Source organism: Psychrobacter sp. Choline-02u-9 (assembly GCF_002836505.1).
Lineage (GTDB): Bacteria > Pseudomonadota > Gammaproteobacteria > Pseudomonadales > Moraxellaceae > Psychrobacter.
On the sequence record NZ_PJBF01000058.1, the window covers coordinates 114,682 to 133,141 of the forward strand.

The window sequence follows — 18,460 nt, forward strand, 5'->3', positions numbered from 1 at the left end:
TGTCGTAAGTAGCGCAGCTATACAAATACGAAAGTTGCATGAATAATTATATGGTCGATTACATCAATAATGATGTAGGTATTATTGACGTCTTTTGATTATAGTCACCGCTATATTTTAAAGACACGTCTTGTCAGCAGATTGGTAGGTATCGTACAGTTTATGCAGCAGTCACCTCATTCTCCAAAGTCTCAGTTCCTATCTACATCAGCGCTGGATTCTGCTGCCCAGCTATCGAGCTTACAGCAGACCTATACTGAGATTCCACGTGTGCGTCCTGATACGCCATTGCTTGATGCAATCGATACACCCGCTGACCTCAGCAGGCTTTCGGCTGCCAAGCTTATTACGCTGGCTGATGAGTTGCGTCTTTTTTTGTTGTATTCAGCTGGTCAGAGCGGTGGGCATTTCGGTGCCAACTTGGGTGTGGTTGAACTAACCATAGTACTGCATTATCTATTAGACACACCAAACGATCAGATCGTATGGGACGTGGGTCATCAAGCCTATGCCCATAAAGTATTGACAGGACGCCGTGATCAGTTGAGCACTATCCGGTCTAAAGATGGGCTGACGGCATTCCCAGAGCGCGCAGAGTCTGTCTACGATACATTTGGCGTAGGGCATTCATCGACTTCTATTTCAGCTGGTCTGGGCATGAGCCTCGCACTGCGCTATCAAGGCCGCGAGCAAACGGTTACTTGCATCATCGGCGATGGTGCAATGACAGGCGGTATGGCATTTGAGGCCATGAATGACGCAGTACAGCAAGATGCTGATTTACTAGTCATCCTAAACGACAATGATATGTCGATATCTTGTTCTATTGGTGGATTTTCACGACATCTAGCGATGCTTTGGGAGTCAGGTTATCAAGTGGATATCTCTGAGTTAGGTGAGCCGGTACTTTGCCACCGTCCTGATATGCAGGCGTTCGATCGCCGCAAACGTCATAAAGAGATGCGCGATGTTCCTCAGTTAGAAGACAACTTATTCAAAGCGATTGGTTTTACCTATTTTGGTCCGTTTGATGGGCATAATATTCCTGAGCTACTGCGCGTATTGTCACTGGCGAAGCAAGTAAAAGGTCCAGTAGTGGTACATATCTATACCACTAAGGGTAAAGGCTTTGCACCAGCAGAATTAGACCCAGTGGGCTATCACGCAATCAGTAAATTGCCAGTCGAAAATCATAAAGAACATGAAAAGTCTAAAGCTGACTCTGTAGAGCAGCTAAAAAAACAACCAAGTACAAAGCAAGCGTTAAAATATTCGCAAGTGTTTGGCCAGTTCTTATGTGATAAAGCGGCTGAAGACGATAAGCTACTAGCTGTCACCCCTGCTATGGAAGAAGGCTCAGGGATGACGGACTTTGCTCGTCATTTTCCACAGCGTTTCTTTGATGTGGCCATCGCTGAGCAACATGCTGTCACGCTAGCGGCTGGAATGGCAACTCAAGGCGTCAAACCTATTGTCGCGATTTACTCAACGTTCTTGCAGCGTGGATATGATCAGCTGATTCATGACGTGGCTTTACAGAATCTCGACGTTATGTTTGCCATCGATCGAGCGGGCCTAGTTGGTGAAGACGGTGCCACGCATGCTGGCGTGTTTGATTTCGGATTCTTGCGTTGTGTACCTAATATGGTGATTGCAGCGCCAAAAGATGAGAACGAATGCTACCATTTGCTCAATACTTGCTATGAGTATCCAGGCTGTACGGCGGTACGTTATCCGCGTGGTACAGGCACAGGTGCTGATATTGAGCAGCTAGCTCAAACTTATAAAGTTGGTGAAGCGGTTGTCGAGTCAGTATTAGGCAAAGACAATGCACCTTACAAATTGGCACTTTTGGCCTTTGGTACGATGGTGGCCACTGCACAGCAAGCAGCAGAAAGCTTAACAAATAACGATGCAGCGTTAGATTGCCGGATACAGGTGGTCAATATGCGCTGGGTAAAACCGCTAGATACAGCAATGCTTGAGACGTTATTAGCACAAGGGGTCACTCATATAGCAACCCTAGAAGAGCACATGATTATGGGCGGTGCAGGTAGTGCAGTGAATGAATATTTACTCAATGAGTCGGCAGCCTTTAAGCAAAGTCGTCCAGCTATTGCTAATATCGGTATTCCTGATCGTTTTATCGCTCATGGCTCCCAAGCAGAACAATTGGCTGACTGTGGTTTAGATGTCGAAGGCGTAATTAAACAGCTTAAAATGCTTTTATCGTAAGCGTTACAATATTATTTTAAAAAATTAATGCACTAAAAATGTGTTAATTAAAGTTGATATAAGCTCCTTAAACAGAGCAAACGCCTGCTAGCCGTAGGTGCTAACTTTTTTACAACTTGCGCAGTTTAGATGATCGCCAAAGTACTGGCTTGGTCAGCGTAACGGTTTTTTCATTTTTATCGAACAATTTTAGTATAATGCGAGTGTCTTTTATAAGTTTTCGTTTATAAGAGACACGTTTTTAATCGCATAGATGTGGTGTGATGCGGCGGCTGTTTGGCATGTTGTGAGCACAAAGTTAGTCTTATTTTTTATATTCATTCATCAAGCAAATAGGTTATTTATGGAACCCATGGTCGTCATCGCAGCGCGTACTGCTGAAAAAGTTGGTAAAGAGATTTTATATGCGCATCAAAACCGCCACAAAATCGAGTTAGATATCGAGTCTAAAGGACTTGATGGTTTGGTTACCCGCATTGATCGCTTTAGCGAAGAGCTCACTATCGAGACGCTAAAAGCCAGCTATCCTAATCATTCATTTTTGGGTGAAGAGTTTGGTATGCAAGAAGGTCGCGGCGAAGATGCTGACTGGTGCTGGATTATCGATCCACTAGACGGTACTAAGAACTTTGTCCACGGTGTACCGCAGTTCTGCGTATCTATCGCAGTCCAGCATAAAGGCGTTACCCAACACGGTGTGGTCTATGATCCAGTACGTGATGAGATGTTCTCAGCGAGCCGCGGTAAAGGCGCGCGCTTGAACAATCGCCGCATGCAAGTGAGCGAGCGCAAAACCATTGATGGTGGTTTCTTTACGACTGGTCATCCGCTTGAGCGTAAGCGTAACGGCGAAGTTATCTCTTATGCCAAACAGCACTTTGAGAGCTTACAGAAGATATCTGAGGCAGGTGGTCAGGTACGTCGTATGGGTTCAGCTGCGCTTGACTTGTGCTATGTTGCCGCTGGTCGTTTTGACGGTTATTTTGAGATGTCTATCAAGCCTTGGGACATCGCTGCGGGCGAGCTTATCGTGACTGAAGCACGCGGTGTGGTGGTTGATCATACTGGCGCGCACAACTCTATGACATCAGGCTCTATCTTCGCTTGTAATGTGAAATTGCTGAAGCCATTGATGCAAACAGTTGTACCAATCTGGGGTGACGCAATCTAAACGTTAACCTTAATGGTATTAACGTTTAGCGCTTGCAAGATTTAAATTCAAGTAATATCTAGATTGAGTATGAATGAAAAAAGCTGGTTCCATTATGGAGCCAGCTTTTTTGTTTTATCATTACCCTTATTGCCATTTTTATCTTCGACAGTAATGCCTTTGAATGCTAATTCCTTACTGGTAGTTTCTAGCAACTGCAACTCTTCTTCTATGAGCATCAGCATATCTTGTACGCGAGGTAATGCCTTGCTACAAGCGGTAATGCCAAACTCAATCTTATCTAGATAACTGGCTAAAGTGATATTCATCGCTTGACCATTAAAGACAATAGAAGCGGGGTACAACGATTGCAGACGTGCGCCATTCCAGTACAGTGGTTTTTCAGAGCCAGGTACGTTAGAAATAATCAGGTTAAATGCCTGCTTTCTAGGAAACAGTCCTGTCGCCAAATTAATGCCTTGCCACGCGTATGAGACGATACTGTAGTTAATGACCTGCGCTTGGTTCATGCGGCGAAAGCGACGTTTGCCGTTATTCATACTACGATGGATAAGCTCTATCCTGCGCAGTGGATTGTCCAAATGCGTACCCAAGTTTGCCAATACAAATGACAGCTGGTTGCCCGAGATACTATTATCTGTACGCAGTGACATCGGTACAAAAGCAATCAATGGTTTGCTCGGTAGCGCATCCATTGAGATTAGATAACGGCGAATAGCACCTGCACAGACCGCCAGTACCACATCGTTCCTACTAATTTTGAGCCTTTCAGCGACATCGTTAAACCGCTTTATATCATAAGACTGTGCAGCTATACGTCGTGAAGCTGATATACGTTTATTCAAGATACTCATTGGGGCGTCAAAAGTACCGACGTACCCTTCATCACCGTAGTTTTTCACATTATCTAGCAATTCTGTAAATACAGGTTTGATGGTAGATATCTGCTCTTTTATGATGCCCCTAATAGATCGTTCGGCAGGTAAGATAGCGTTTACTTGGTTGCGATGGCGCGCCATCAACGACCAGACAGGGAGGGTCACTGGTTCGGTTGGCGATTGTGATAAGGATTTTTGAACCAAACGCATCGCTGCGATGCCATCAACCAAAGAGTGATGAATCTTAAAATACCATGCAAAACGTTCAGGTCCACCTTCGACTTCTGGCTGTATACCTTCGATGACATGACATTCCCACAAAGGCATGGCACGATCTAATAAACGTCCATGTTCTCTTGAGACGTACATCAATAGTTCACGTACGCGTCCAGGACTTGGTAGCGCGACATGATGCAAATGATGCTCAACATCAAAATCTTTGTCTTTTTTCCAAAAGGCTAAATGTTCAAGTACCTGATTAAAAGGAAAGCTGGGCGGCACATCAGACTCTTGCATTTGTTTTACCAATTGATAGACAAAATCGCTATCCGCATTGTCTGGTAATTCAAATACAAACAGTCCACCAACGTGCATGGGCTGTTTACGCGACTCAAGAAGTAGAAACAACTGGTCGACTGCTGTGAGAAGTCGCATAATAAATCCTTTTATGACGATAAGTGTTATGTGAAAATTATAATAAGTAGATATTCAATCAAATAACATTTTTTATTATTTTATAGAGCGTGTTAAGCAATCAACCATAGCACTGACAGCACTATACGTAAATACTCAACACGCTCTATTATGACATGTCATCTATACTTCAATTTATTGAAAGAAATACCCAGTCTGTGGTGAGCTGGCAGTAGCCATCTTACGCATAGGCATACGACCTGCCAAAAACGCAGCGCGGCCTGCCCACATAGCATGTTTCATTGCGTGTGCCATCATTACCGGGTTTTGTGCATTGGCAATGGCTGAGTTCATCAGTACGCCATCACAGCCAAGCTCCATTGCAAGTGCAGCATCAGACGCAGTACCGACACCAGCATCAACCAATACGGGTACTTTGGCGTTTTCGATTATTAAGCTAAGCGTATGACGATTGAGTAGACCAAGTCCTGAACCAATCAAGCTGCCAAGCGGCATAATAGCGACACAGCCCATACTTTCTAATTCTTGTGCGACGATAGGGTCATCTGACGTATAAACCATTACTTCAAAACCATCATCGATCAATACTTTGGCGGCTTTTAAAGTTTCCATAACGTTTGGATATAAGGTTTTTTCATCACCCAATACCTCAAGCTTAACCAAATTATGCCCACCCAATAACTCGCGAGCAAGCTTACAAGTGCGAATGGCTGTTTCGGCGTCAAAGCAGCCAGCAGTATTCGGTAATATCGTATATTTATCAGGTGAAATCACATCTAATAAGTTAGGCTCATCACTATTTTGCCCAATATTGACACGGCGAATAGCAACGGTCACGATTTCGGCTGCTGAAGCGGCAATGGCTTCTCCAGTCTCTGTCATGTCTTTATATTTACCGGTACCGACTAACAGACGCGAAGAAAAGGTACGACTACCGACAGTAAAGGTATCTTGTAAAAGTGGTGTTGGATGAGTAGTGCTAACGTTCTCTGACATAACGGAAAATCCTAATATCGAGCGGGAGAAGGGACAGACAAAATATGATGGGTAATCTAAGCAATCTAAAAGGTGTAATAGACAATGGCAAGCTATCAGCAAAAAAAGGCATGATATGCTAAATTTGATAGCAATCATATGTGCTAGGCGATAGGTATAAAGCGCCAGTCACATAAAATAATACCCGTCTAAAACAAAATGCTATTATAACAAACTCATGCAACCTTACTGGCAGTCTTTTTTGATTCGAACTGTTAAGGACAAGGCATCCATCCTGTCTTGGCGTGCGTTCTTCTTATCCTCTCCTCACTTATTGGGCCGTCTTTATGATGCAGTTGCCATACAGCTTTGCGAAACGCCATCAGATTTTGGCCATACTTGCGATAGATCCGGAATTGCCGCCAACATTGGTACTCACCAAAGCGACTCCGTTGTCAGCGATCAACGAAGCGGTACGGTTTTTACAGCAGCAAGGCGTTCGCGGTGTACCCACTTACGAAAGTGTTAGCGCGGATGATTTTGAAAAACGTATGAACGCAGCTTATGCTGGCAATACAGGAGAGTCGCAGCATATTGCTGCTGGACTTGAAGACCATCCTGATCTCGATAGCTTGGCAGATAGCGTCCCTGAAACTGAAGACTTGATGGATCAACAAGACGACGCGCCTATCATTCGTCTGATCAACGCCTTGTTGTCCGAAGCCATCCGTTTAAGCGCTTCAGACATTCATATTGAGACCTTTGAAAAGCGCTTGGTCGTCCGTTTCCGAGTTGATGGTGAGCTTAAAGAAATCATCACACCAAAACGCCAGCTCGCGCCATTATTAGTCTCGCGTATCAAAGTCATGGCCAAGCTGGATATCGCTGAAAAGCGTGTACCGCAAGATGGGCGTATTAGCTTACGACTGGCAGGGCGAGAAGTTGATGTGCGTGTATCGACACTGCCGTCGAGCTTTGGCGAGCGCGTGGTGATGCGTCTACTAGACAAGCAAGCGGGACGTCTTAACATGACGTATTTGGGGCTATCTGATAATGACTATACCGAGCTGAAGCGCTTGATTCATCGTCCGCATGGGATTATTTTGGTCACAGGGCCGACGGGTTCGGGTAAGACCACCACGCTATATTCGGCACTGACAGATCTCAATGACCAAACGCGCAATATCTTAACCGCCGAAGATCCCATTGAGTTTCAGCTCGATGGTATTGGGCAGACGCAGGTCAACAATAAAGTAGATATGACATTTGCTAAAAGTTTGCGTGCAATGCTCCGTCAAGATCCCGATGTGGTGATGGTTGGTGAAATTCGTGATTTAGAGACAGCTGAGATTGCCGTACAGGCTTCTTTGACAGGGCATTTGGTACTATCAACGCTGCATACCAACACTGCTATCGGCGCGGTTACTCGCTTACAGGACATGGGTGTTGAGCCGTTTCTGTTGTCGTCGTCGCTTATTGGCGTAGTAGCACAACGTTTGGTACGCACTTTATGTTCACATTGTCAAAGCTGGCAGGCTGCCGATACCGAGCAAGCCAAGCTGTTTACCGAAATTGGTATTGGCTCAACACTGAAAAGTGATGCTAAAGATATAGCAAGTGAGTCGATTCGCCTGCCCAAGCCAGTTGGCTGCGATAAATGTAATCAGTCAGGGTTTAAAGGCCGTACCGCCATCTATGAAGTCGTGCCAATCGACGATACATTGCGCCGTATGATTCATAGCAATACGGCTGAGTATGAGCTGGAAGAGTATGCGCGCCAGCAAACACCGTCGATACGTGCAGATGGTTTGCGTAAGGTCATAGAAGGGCGCACAACATTGGAAGAAGTGCTGCGAGTGACGAAGGAGAGTGCGTTAACGGATGACACGATACTGGTATAAATTTGCGAACTGGATCTTGCAGACTGGATATTGGCCTAGCAGATAAAAAAATAACTGGCGTGAATAGCCAGTTGTTTTAAGATTTTTCTAGTTTTGGAGCTTTAGAGTTTTTAGTCGCTATTATTTTGCAGCCATACATTCAATCTCAACGCTTGCTCCAGCAGCCAGTTCTGATACGCCAAAAGCTGAGCGTACAGGATAAGGCTTTATCATCTCAGCCTTGTAGACCTTATTAAAGTCATCAAAGTCATCCATATCAGTCAGCATGACCATACATTTAACAATATCAGACTTTCGGTAGCCATACTTTAATAGCGTGCTATGGATATTATCTAGCACTTGCTTGGTTTCAGCTTTGATACCGCCTTTGACCAGTTTGCCCTCTTTAAAGCCAATTTGCCCCGACATATACAATGTATTGCCCACGCGTACAGCTTCTGAAAAAGGATAAGTACCGCCATCGCCCAAGAAAGTAGGGCTAGATTTAGCAATGCTGACAGCCGTCGTTGTATTAGCATTAGCGCTATGAACAAAACCCAATGAGCACATAGTGGCTAGCGCTAGCGTAGATAGGCAAGTACTAAGTTTGGACATACTGTTTCCTCATTGGGTTTGTTATCAATTTTTATTAACTACTTGTCGTCACTACTATTTTGAGTAGATGAAGCATCGCTTTCTTCGATTGGTGTCTCGGTTCCATTATCATTTTCTGCGACTTTTTCAGACGCTTTACCTTGGCGGCGTGCCTCTAGCTCCGCTTTTGGTATCCACGCCCAAGTCATCTCAACCACAATTGGATCGCGGTCACTGTCAGATTCACGATCTTTGATGACACAGGGAATAATCATCTCACCTTTTGGCGTGTTTAGGATATCCAAACGCTGTTCATCAGACAAGCTTGCAATAGCAGCAATTTGACCTTTTTTGATTGGACGATGGAAATTTACCGAGTAAGATTTAATCAGCAGAATGCGATCAGAGGGCAAGTTTAAACCCAAAATAAACCCCGTAGCCGTCTCAGCCAGTAATGTGATGGCGACTGCATGAATAGAGCCGATATGGTTTTGGACGGCTTTATTGTTATTGAGACTAACGACGACTTGGTTTGGTTCTACCGTCTCATAATAAATGCCAGTTGTGCCGACATACGGAACGACCTTGCCAAAAGCTTTGGATAAAATACTTGAGCGTGCTCCAGCAGGCAGATATTTGGTGACGGATAACAGTTTGGTAAATTGATTGCTAATTGGTTTTAGCGTGCTACTGGGTTTCTCAACTGAAGGTTTTGTGCTGTCAGATACTTTGGCTGGCAGTTTATTGGTCAACTTGGCGGGTAGTTTTTTTAATAATCCTGACATACAAAATTCCTTAACGTAAATGAGTTGAATGACATTCTTAGCATGGCTTTTTATGATAGCGACACAAATATAGATAATGAAAGTCGCTACAAATACTATGGTACATCAACCATTGCCTTCCTACTATTATTAGCATGAACTGCTGCGCTTACAAAACTATAGTAGCGTGGCTATGTTGCTAGGTTATGTCATTAGTTTAGATCGCCACTTAAAGCAGCCTAGTCATCTTATATGTCAGCAACATTTGGACATTGGTATTATTAAGTGATTGGTATAGTCAGTTCAATATAATTTGGATACAAGGAAGCCGAGTGAAAGTACTACAAATAGTAGACTAAGCGAGACTGACACCGTATCTAATATATAGAGGGTTGACTATAGTTACCATGCCAATAGACAGCCACGTTATAATGACAAAATGTTAGCATGTCTATTTCAAACCTGTTTTCAATGCCGCTGGATAATGTTATGCCTGATATGTCTACTCATGAACCGACCAATATTATTTATACGGGCGTTGCTGGTACAGGTAAAACCTATAGATTACTGCAAATCGCGAAGCAATATACCGACTATCTACCCAAGGCTGAAAATGAAGACTTATTAGCACAGCTGCTGCAAGGTCTAAGCTGGCGCGAAGTCTTGTGTCTGGTGTTTTTAGATTTACGTGCTGAACAACAGGATTTGTTAAAGGTACGAGAAATTATTGATCATCCTTTTTTTATGACCAAAGCTGCTCAGAACTCACGTGAGAAAAATCTGGATAGTACAGCTTGGTTAGAGTTACGCAGACATAGCCCTACGAACTCTCAAACAGTCAGTTTTGATAACCGTGCTAGCCAAGCTTATTTTGATAAAGACAATAGTGGATCATGGTATTTATTACCTGAGTGTATAGTGCTACTAGAAGATTTATCGCAGCGATTAGCAGAGTTTCAGCAGGCACAGCGTGACAACCAAGCCCATCAAAATCAAAACATTGCTCAGCAACGCTTTAGTATGGTGAGCTTCCATCAAGCCTACGGTTATGAAGAGTTTGTAGAAGGTATACGGCCTGTCATGAGTGGCACCGCTCAAGCAAATAACAGCCACTCTAATCAAACTCAAATGAGTTACGCGGTGCAAGATGGAGCATTCCTGAAGCTATGTCAACGCGCAGCCCGTAACCCTCAGCAGCGTTACGCCATGCTGATTGATGAGATTAACCGTGCTAACGTGTCACGAGTGTTTGGTGAGCTTCTCAGTTTGATAGAGCCTGATAAACGAGCGGGCAAGCCAAATGCGATGACAGTAAGTTTGGCGTATTCTGGACGTGCCTTTAGTGTGCCTGCCAATGTCGATATTTATGCCACTATGAATACCCAAGATCATTCTTTAGCGCCACTTGATATGGCGTTACGTCGACGTTTTCGTTTTATTGACTGTCCACCGCAGCCTAATTTACTATCGATAATTTATGACAGCAATGACATTGATACTGGCCTATCTGACGGTTCAGAAGCAGCTATGATAGATTTGAGTAAATTACTAACAGGTTTGAATAGACGTATCGTGCAAACACTGGGAATAGAAGCACAGTTAGGTCATGCGTTTTTATTTACCGTCACTCAATTAGAGCAATTACAAACGGCTCTCGTTGAACAAATTATTCCTCAATTGGCTCAAGCAGCTGGTGGCCAAATTACGGTGCTGCAGTATATCTTTAGAGATGAGCAGCAACCGACGAGCAAGCAGTTCGTACAGGACAGTCAAGCATTGATGAATGACGACTTGTATAATCCGATGGGCAACCAAAACAATGCTTCCGCTGAACACCAAATGTTTGCAGGGCAGGGTTCTTTTCTTGGTCAGTCTATGAATGTGAATAGTTATACTATCAATGCCGATTTGATTGCTAGGGATGGTGAGTTTAATAATGCTGCTATCTATCAGCGTTTGTACTAGCAGGATGACTGTTCAGTGATAACGAATAATCCATATTACGCCAAAGAGCACGCTATTAGGGCAAACAGTCGCCAGACTCGTATCCCTAACAGTATTGCCACCATGAATGTTATCACCGTGTTTGAGCATCAACGTTTGACCGTGTATGATTTTTTGCAAGCATCTGACTTCGATTGGCTAATGGTACAAGAGTTTGCAGTATTTACTATCAAGCGTAAGCAAGGGCAATGGCAGCTTAAGGTTGGGCACTATATTGGGATTATTCTCCTACCTAGTGGCATAACGCTTGAGATATTGCCAAAGCTAAATCAGTCTACTCAGAGCAATGATATCGTCCAGACCCGTCATTGGGTACAGGGTATGCTATCGGATTTAATTCATCTTGATGCGCATAACAATCGTAAGCTACCCAATACGAAAAATTTCGGTCAGTTTAGTTCCCAGTCCACTCCTTTACCGTTGAAAGTATTGCCTATATCAGATTGGCTGATTGAGCAGTTTTTGCAGCGTTTAATGGATTATCAACCAACCAAGCATTATCAGGCTCAGATTGAAAATCAGGCATCCTTGCAAGGTCGACTGCTCATCAAAGAGCAACTGCGTCACAATAGTATGCAACCGCATAAGTTCATCTGTAAAAGTAGCGTATTAAGTCACGACATGTTGGCCAATCGGTTGATTAGGAGTGCCTTGGTTTACTTGATGCCTTTATTACCCCAGTTTATTTCTTCAAAATTGTTGCAGCCATGGCAGCAAGTGTCTACGCTAAACAACTGCGAAATGCAGCAGATAGCGGTAATATATGCTCAAGCAAAGCGTCAGCTAGACGTTCAACCACTCCAAAAGCAAAAACTGCACGCCGCGCAGCAGTTAGTAGACTTGGCATACTGGTTACTAAAACAGACGACAGCTGCGACAGGTAACGGTATTGATCCAAGCAGACAAAATAGCTCTCAGCTAAGATTATGTTTATTGATTGATATGAATCAAGCTTTTGAGCAATGGGCAAGTCAGCGTATTGCATCGATGTTTCAACAGATTAGTAGTAGTTACCGTCCTTTTTATCAGACCCAAAGTGTCTGGCTTAACGATGCTGAAGGACTAGCATGCTTATCTATACGGCCTGATTTGCTGATATTTGAAACCGTCTCTGATGATTGCCAAAACCAAAACGATATAGCAGCTAGTCAAACTACAGCCACAGAAAAGAACAAAGGTCGCTACAGTCATGTCATCGATATTAAGTGGAAATACTTACCGCATGCCGCTGCAGTTAGTGCGAGCGACGCTTATCAATTGACCAGCTATGCACAAGCTTACTTGGCGGGGCAGGTCTGGTTGGTTTATCCGGTGCTAGGTAGTGATAGGCAGCCAGTAGCGCTCAAGCAGCAAACTCATTATGGTAGTAATGATAGCAGTAGCGATGATGTTAAAAGCAATAAATCAATTAATGCCCATTTATGGTTAATGCCATTTGATGTTTTGACAGGCACACTCAACGGTGAAGTACTGCCACATTTGGACAAAGCTTAATATCATTATCAATGACAGCGTGAATGACTAATGGATAAAGGGTCTGGCTGTCACTATTTTGGCGAAATTGACGTAATTTTAAAAAAATTAGCGATTATTTGAAATTAATCGAAAATAGGTGTTGACACAATCGCCTTTACCCCTTAATATGTGCACCTCGATAGCGAGGAACATTAACAAGTTAGCGGCATTGCCAACAACGAGTTGATTAACAAACTATCGTGATAATAGAAAATTTCGGAGTGTGGCGCAGTTTGGTAGCGCATCTGGTTTGGGACCAGAGGGTCGTAGGTTCGAATCCTATCACTCCGACCATCTATTTTAAGAGCCTTACAGGCTTTTTTTTATGTATAACGGTTTAGTTTCTGATATAGTAAAATATATCGTAAAGTAAACTTAGTATATAAAAGTCCTCTAAGAGCGCCTGTAGCTCAGCTGGATAGAGCATCTCCCTTCTAAGGAGGTGGCCGCAGGTTCGAATCCTGCCAGGCGCACCATTTAGCCTGCAAATCTTGCCTATTCTTTGGCAATAGTTATGGCGGTTGTAGCTCAGTTGGTAGAGCCCCGGGTTGTGATCTCGGTTGTCGTGGGTTCGAGTCCCATCAGTCGCCCCATATTTTATTCTGCATTACCTTCATATAAAGATATATAAGTAATACCACTCGCCCTTGATGGCGATTTTTTTGTGCCTATTTAATTTTATTTTTGCATTGTATTTATAAGATTAAACAGGTCAAAATTGATAGCACCTTCAATACTAGATAATTCCCCAAATTTTTATCAACACTTCCTATAGGTTTTCCTTAAGGTCTAGTATGACCATACCTACTCTATTACTGTTTAGTAAATCTAATCAGTAAATAGACATGACGTTTTAAATGATGCATTATGCTTAAGTGTTATCAAATCCATATTATTTAATAAGAATTATTTATTGGAGCACGCATTGGCATAGAGCAAATCGAAAGAACTTGTTATTAAGAATATTATTATTTTTTAAGATGAATCGTTATTAATCTGCATTATTGAGGAATTGATTGATGGACGCACTGAGTGTATTGCTGCAAAACGTGCATTTATTTGAGACTAAGTATTATCGTCTAAATGGCACTGGCAATTGGTCTTATTCTATTACTAGAAAGGACACCATTTTATTTTACTTAGTAATGTCTGGCGGTTTTTGCATTGATGTTGGTAATGGTCTACGAGAAGCTCGCGCTGGCGACATGATCATGATTCCGAATGCGCACAAACATGTGAGTTACGCACTCAACCATCATGGCGAGGTTGCTGAGTCGCTTGATGAACTATTGAGCAATTGCCCTGAGCGTACACTTGATATTGATGGCGATGGAGACCCCAATTCATCTTTGATACTGATCGAATGTAAGTACGACAAAGAGATGATTAATCCTCTGTTGTCGGTACTGCCACCGATATTACCGGAGCTCAATGATGCCGCTGACGGTCGGTTTGAAGTGATTGATGTAGAGATAAAGCTGCTAACACTAGAAGCTGAGCGTGAGCGTATGGGCAAAACGGCTGTGATCAATCATTGGGCAAGCATCATGATGATTGAATGTTTGCGCGTTTATATTGAAAGCTTGCCTGAAGCCACAGAAAACTGGCTCAAAGCTATGAAGGATCCATTTCTGACCAAGGCGCTAGCTGCAATGCATGGCGCACCGAGTGAAAGCTGGACCATTCATCAGCTTGCCGAAGTAGCAGGGATGTCACGTTCCAGCTTTGCACAGCGTTTCAAAGACACTGTTGGTATGCCGCCACTGACTTATCTGATTGATTACCGCTTACGATTGGCGGCTCGCTATTTACGCTTACAGCAAAACAGTATTAGCCGTATCAGTGAAATGGTGGGCTACGCCTCAGATTCGACTTTTAGTCAGGCATTTAAACGTGTGTATGGTGTTTCGCCAAAAGCATACCGTCAGCAGTATCGACAGAACAATCTTGCATAGCTTCAGTTGCTGTTTATTTAAGTTATTTAAGTAGAATCTCGACGATAAGCGCTAAGGTCATCTATATGTCCTTGGCGCTTTTTTAATTTGTGAATATATATTGTTTATAAACGTTGAGTCACTCATATCTATAAGATCTTTGGTAACTTGCTATGGCTATTTTAGTTAAGGGCAGCTGACAATGAGTCTGTGTTCAGGTACTATGGGTTGATGAGTCGTCGAGACAAAAGCGTTGATGTTGTAGCGCGTTATATGTCCTTATACGATAAGCATATAAAAGGATCGAGACGATGTTTATTTTCGCTGCTGATGGTATGTTATGACTGAACCGACCGCAAAGCTAAATGCAGGAAACAATGGCCAACAAGAGGCTGCTGCACCTGCTAAAACAGAAAGTAATGTTGATAAAAACAATGCTGTAGAGAACCCGCATGTCGGCAAAGAGGCGCCGAAAAATGAGCCGGTAGAGACACCTGATAAGGCGGCATTATTGACGATGTTTACCTTGTCAGATATCGAGGCGGTAGCAACTGAAGCAGTAATATCTGAGTCATCCGATAGTCTTACAGTAGCTGCAAAACCTGTGGCGCAAGAAACCAATGTCGCTACGCAGCGTGTTGCGCTTTATCGTGTTCAGCATGAGCGTACTCGACTGTTATATATGGCATCTGCCAATACGCGTCCTACTTACTTAGTACAAACCCTGAAGCCACAATTCGCAGAATATCAGCAATATTTACTTGCGCAGCAGCTCGATAAACGTGGGTTGATGGATACGGATACGCTCGAAAGACTCTGGCAGCAGCTGCATGTGGTCGATGACATTATTGCAGATATCGTGCGTCATATGCCTGCACAGCAGCCCGCCGGTTGGCAGCTGACGACTCAAGATGGTCGCAACCCATTGTGCTTTGCTACAGTCGGTAAGTTAAAGCACGGCAAGCCAATTCGCGACCAAGGTAGCCTCAACAGCTATGTACTTGGGCACTTTGGCGTGAGTAGCTTTACCTACGATCGAGGCTATTATATCGGTCATGTGGTTGGTTATTTATTCAGCTGTTATTATTGTGCTCACTTGTCGATTACTTATGGCGTCACAGCCCTTGGCCAGCAAGTCGTGGCTGACTATGATTACGCCAGTCTTGAGACACCACATATGGTTAGATTATTACAAGGTCTCGACGGTTATTGCAAAAAACGTATTTATCAGTTGGCCGTTATTTGTGCGCGCTTGAGCGTTTTCGCGAGTGATAAACGTATTGAAAGAATGCTAATCGCTGAGGTTAATGATTTTGATAAAAAGCTACAGCAGCAGCATCTGGATGTCTTATTATTACAAGGTTTGATGCCTGATAGTAACGACTCAACGCCACTTTTTTAAGCGTCACATGTCAAATTAATAAATTTCTATTAAGTCATAAATTATAACTGTCTACTTGTAAGCCTCTTAGGATATCTGTTGCCATGCCTGCCTATCATTTCAAAGCGCTTGATGACCACGGTGTTGTCCAAAAAGGCTTGCTAGAGGGGGATTCTGCGCGGCAAATTCGCCAGCAGCTGCGTGATAAGCAATGGATGCCCGTTGAAGTCAACCCTGTCAATGACAGACAAAGTCAGAGCAAAAACCGCTACAAAAAACCGTCTGCATACGAGTTGGCATTGCTGACACGTCAGCTATCTGTATTATTGGCAGCGGGTATCCCACTTGAGGAAACCTTGGCAGCGGTTGCTAAACAATCTCCAAAGACTCATATCAAATCCCTGATGCTTGCAGTACGCTCACATGTCTTAGAAGGGCTCAGCTTAGCACGTGCTTTGCAACAAGCCGCTAGCTTTCCGCCTTTATATATCGCTACGATTGCTGCAGGCGAAAAATCTGGTCACCTCGACCTTATCCTCAATCAGCTAGCAGACTACACCGAAAACCGTTTTGCGCTCCAAAAGAAAATTCAAGGGGCCATGGTCTATCCAATTGTCCTGATGGTAATGGCAATTGCAGTAATTATGGGGCTAATGAGTTTCGTTGTGCCCAAAATTGTCAAAGTTTTTGAGCAGTCTGAGCAAGCGTTGCCTTTAATTACTCAAATTGTTCTCACGCTATCGAATATCATTACTCAGTGGTGGTGGTTGATACTATTGGTATTGGCAAGTACCGCATTTTTATTCTATCGTTTTGCCCAAACGCAAGCAGGTAAATTAACCATTGATAGCGTGGCACTAAGATTGCCGATACTAGCTAGATTGTCGAGAGGATTGAATGCCGCGCGGTTTGCCAGTACCCTTGCGATACTAGTACGCTCAGGGGTGCCATTGATTGAGGCATTACATATCGGTGCTGCGGTCACGACCAATTTGCATATCCAAAAAACCATTATCACTGCGGCTGATAGGGTCACAGAAGGCTCTAGTTTGTCTAGCCAGCTAGAGAAATCTACTTACTTTCCACCGATGATGGTACAGATGATAAAAAGCGGAGAAAACTCAGGCGAGCTTGAAAATATGCTGAGCCGTGCCGCCAATATGCAGGAAGCAGAAGCAACCAATTTTATCAGCACCTTATTATCATTACTTGAGCCTTTAATGCTGGTGTTGATGGGCGTAGTAGTTATGATTATTGTAATGGCGGTTATGCTACCTATCGTTAATATGAACGATTTAGCAGGCTAGGTTCAGTCGCTAGCCTATGATTCATTATGCTATTCATATACAGATAGCTTTCCTATTTCAAAATTTCTATTTTAACTCTCCTTCACTCTACTCATATCACCTCACTTGCTTGCTAAGCCTTGGACTAGCTTTCTTAAGGTTTGCTTACTGTTGTATATTGTTGAACGAACGCTATTTTTGCTATGGCAAACATAAGCGCCGCGCTATAGTAAGCACGAATCAATAGTCATACAGTTGGTGCCATTCAATATTTAGCTTCGGCTGAAATAGCAAACTCAAACTAGGCGCAGCGCTGGATAAAAATAAAACCATGGTTTATAGTGACAATAGTTTCAGAACTCATTGATATATCATTGATGAGAGCCACAATAGAACGCCACTTTTACTATTTACATAACTGTGATGACCAAAGCGATGATTATGACTGACAAATTCCAAGTAAATATGACGCCAAAAAGTGCTATTCAGAATATGCAATCCCATTCAAATATTGTAACTGACCATAAGACCGCTTCTTCAGCTATGCGGCGCAGTGCGATAAAAAAGTCTGGTCAAGCAGGATTCACTCTTATCGAGATTATGGTCGTTATTGTGATCCTAGCCATTCTTGCTGGATTAGTGGTACCAAAAGTAGTTGGTCAAAGTGATAAGGCCCGTGTGAAAACAACTGAAACGGCGCTTGCCACTGTCTCAAATGCGTTAGATATGTATAAGGTTGATAACTCGCGCTATCCAACGACCGCTCAAGGGTTAGAGGCGCTTACGACACCGCCAGCTGATGCAAAAAACTATCCTGAAGGTGGGTATATTAAAGGTGGCTATCCGACCGATGGCTGGGAAAATGAGATGCAGTATGTTGCACCAGGTAGTGAAGGGCGACCTTATGATTTATTTTCATTAGGTGCTGATGGTCAACAAGGTGGTGAAGGTCAAGATGCGGATCTTTATGCTCAGCTATAAAGCTTAATAACAGACGTATAGTGAACAAATTCTGATACTAATATAGCTTTGTAGAATGAAACATTCGTTCATCCATGCACTTTCAACAATTTATAAATATCAACCAATATTCCCTTATTGGTTGATATTTTTTATCAGTAGATAAACTGCCTACTGTTCAATACAAGTTTGATAGCCAGTGCTATAAATATATCTAGGCGCTCAGCAA

The 18,460-nt window shown here is 43.2% G+C and carries 13 protein-coding genes and 3 tRNA genes; 12 read left to right on the forward strand and 4 right to left on the reverse strand.

All coding sequences use genetic code 11. The annotated features are described in order from the left end of the window. The first annotated feature begins 162 nt into the window (after positions 1-162). Together dxs and CXF69_RS10650 are read left to right on the forward strand one after the other, a co-directional pair. The gene (gene dxs / locus CXF69_RS10645; protein WP_102078110.1) at positions 163-2,235 is read left to right on the forward strand and encodes a 1-deoxy-D-xylulose-5-phosphate synthase; all 2,073 of its coding nucleotides are present in this window, start codon (positions 163-165) and stop codon (positions 2,233-2,235) included. A gap of 343 nt (positions 2,236-2,578) precedes the next feature. Then, the gene (locus CXF69_RS10650) at positions 2,579-3,406 is read left to right on the forward strand and encodes an inositol monophosphatase family protein (protein ID WP_057758174.1); all 828 of its coding nucleotides are present in this window, start codon (positions 2,579-2,581) and stop codon (positions 3,404-3,406) included. Between the two features lie 92 nt (positions 3,407-3,498). Here the strand turns inward: CXF69_RS10650 and CXF69_RS10655 are convergent, their stop codons facing one another. Both CXF69_RS10655 and CXF69_RS10660 read right to left on the reverse strand, forming a co-directional pair. Further along, positions 3,499-4,938 carry a WS/DGAT/MGAT family O-acyltransferase gene (locus tag CXF69_RS10655; RefSeq protein ID WP_102078053.1) on the reverse strand — a complete coding sequence of 480 codons (1,440 nt, stop codon included), beginning with the start codon at positions 4,936-4,938 and terminating at the stop codon, positions 3,499-3,501. 174 nt (positions 4,939-5,112) lie between these two features. Then, positions 5,113-5,934 (reverse strand): thiazole synthase, encoded by an 822-nt coding sequence (locus CXF69_RS10660; protein ID WP_101205496.1) that lies wholly within the window; start codon positions 5,932-5,934, stop codon positions 5,113-5,115. A gap of 326 nt (positions 5,935-6,260) precedes the next feature. Here CXF69_RS10660 and gspE point away from each other — a divergent pair, with 326 nt between their 5' ends. Beyond that, positions 6,261-7,814, forward strand: coding sequence for a type II secretion system ATPase GspE (gspE, locus tag CXF69_RS10665; protein WP_102078054.1), 1,554 nt, complete (start codon positions 6,261-6,263; stop codon positions 7,812-7,814). A 120-nt stretch (positions 7,815-7,934) separates the two neighbouring features. Here gspE and CXF69_RS10670 read toward each other — a convergent pair whose 3' ends face one another. Continuing rightward, complete coding sequence (locus tag CXF69_RS10670; RefSeq protein WP_102078055.1) at positions 7,935-8,408, reverse strand: RidA family protein; 474 nt, start codon at positions 8,406-8,408, stop codon at positions 7,935-7,937. A gap of 38 nt (positions 8,409-8,446) precedes the next feature. Further along, positions 8,447-9,172 (reverse strand): DUF4442 domain-containing protein, encoded by a 726-nt coding sequence (locus CXF69_RS10675; RefSeq protein WP_102078056.1) that lies wholly within the window; start codon positions 9,170-9,172, stop codon positions 8,447-8,449. Between the two features lie 426 nt (positions 9,173-9,598). On the opposite strand from CXF69_RS10675, the gene CXF69_RS10680 reads away from it, so the two are divergent. From CXF69_RS10680 to gspG, 9 genes are all read left to right on the forward strand, one after another. Further along, positions 9,599-11,116, forward strand: coding sequence for an McrB family protein (locus CXF69_RS10680; protein WP_228706775.1), 1,518 nt, complete (start codon positions 9,599-9,601; stop codon positions 11,114-11,116). A 15-nt stretch (positions 11,117-11,131) separates the two neighbouring features. Beyond that, positions 11,132-12,649, forward strand: a complete 1,518-nt coding sequence (locus CXF69_RS10685; RefSeq protein WP_228706776.1) for an McrC family protein — start codon at positions 11,132-11,134, stop codon at positions 12,647-12,649. A 238-nt stretch (positions 12,650-12,887) separates the two neighbouring features. Further along, positions 12,888-12,964, forward strand: a tRNA-Pro gene (locus tag CXF69_RS10690). 105 nt (positions 12,965-13,069) lie between these two features. Further along, positions 13,070-13,146: transfer RNA gene (locus tag CXF69_RS10695), tRNA-Arg, on the forward strand. Positions 13,147-13,187: 41 nt separating this feature from the next. Then, a tRNA-His gene (locus tag CXF69_RS10700) sits at positions 13,188-13,263 on the forward strand. 426 nt (positions 13,264-13,689) lie between these two features. After that, on the forward strand, positions 13,690-14,625 hold the full coding sequence (locus CXF69_RS10705) for an AraC family transcriptional regulator (protein ID WP_102078057.1): 936 nt from the start codon (positions 13,690-13,692) through the stop codon (positions 14,623-14,625). A gap of 319 nt (positions 14,626-14,944) precedes the next feature. Further along, complete coding sequence (locus CXF69_RS10710) at positions 14,945-16,006, forward strand: hypothetical protein (RefSeq protein WP_102078058.1); 1,062 nt, start codon at positions 14,945-14,947, stop codon at positions 16,004-16,006. Positions 16,007-16,089: 83 nt separating this feature from the next. Further along, positions 16,090-17,292 carry a type II secretion system inner membrane protein GspF gene (gspF, locus tag CXF69_RS10715; protein ID WP_102078059.1) on the forward strand — a complete coding sequence of 401 codons (1,203 nt, stop codon included), beginning with the start codon at positions 16,090-16,092 and terminating at the stop codon, positions 17,290-17,292. A 522-nt stretch (positions 17,293-17,814) separates the two neighbouring features. Next, the gene (gene gspG, locus CXF69_RS10720) at positions 17,815-18,252 is read left to right on the forward strand and encodes a type II secretion system major pseudopilin GspG (RefSeq protein WP_102078113.1); all 438 of its coding nucleotides are present in this window, start codon (positions 17,815-17,817) and stop codon (positions 18,250-18,252) included. The last annotated feature ends 208 nt before the right edge of the window (positions 18,253-18,460 follow it).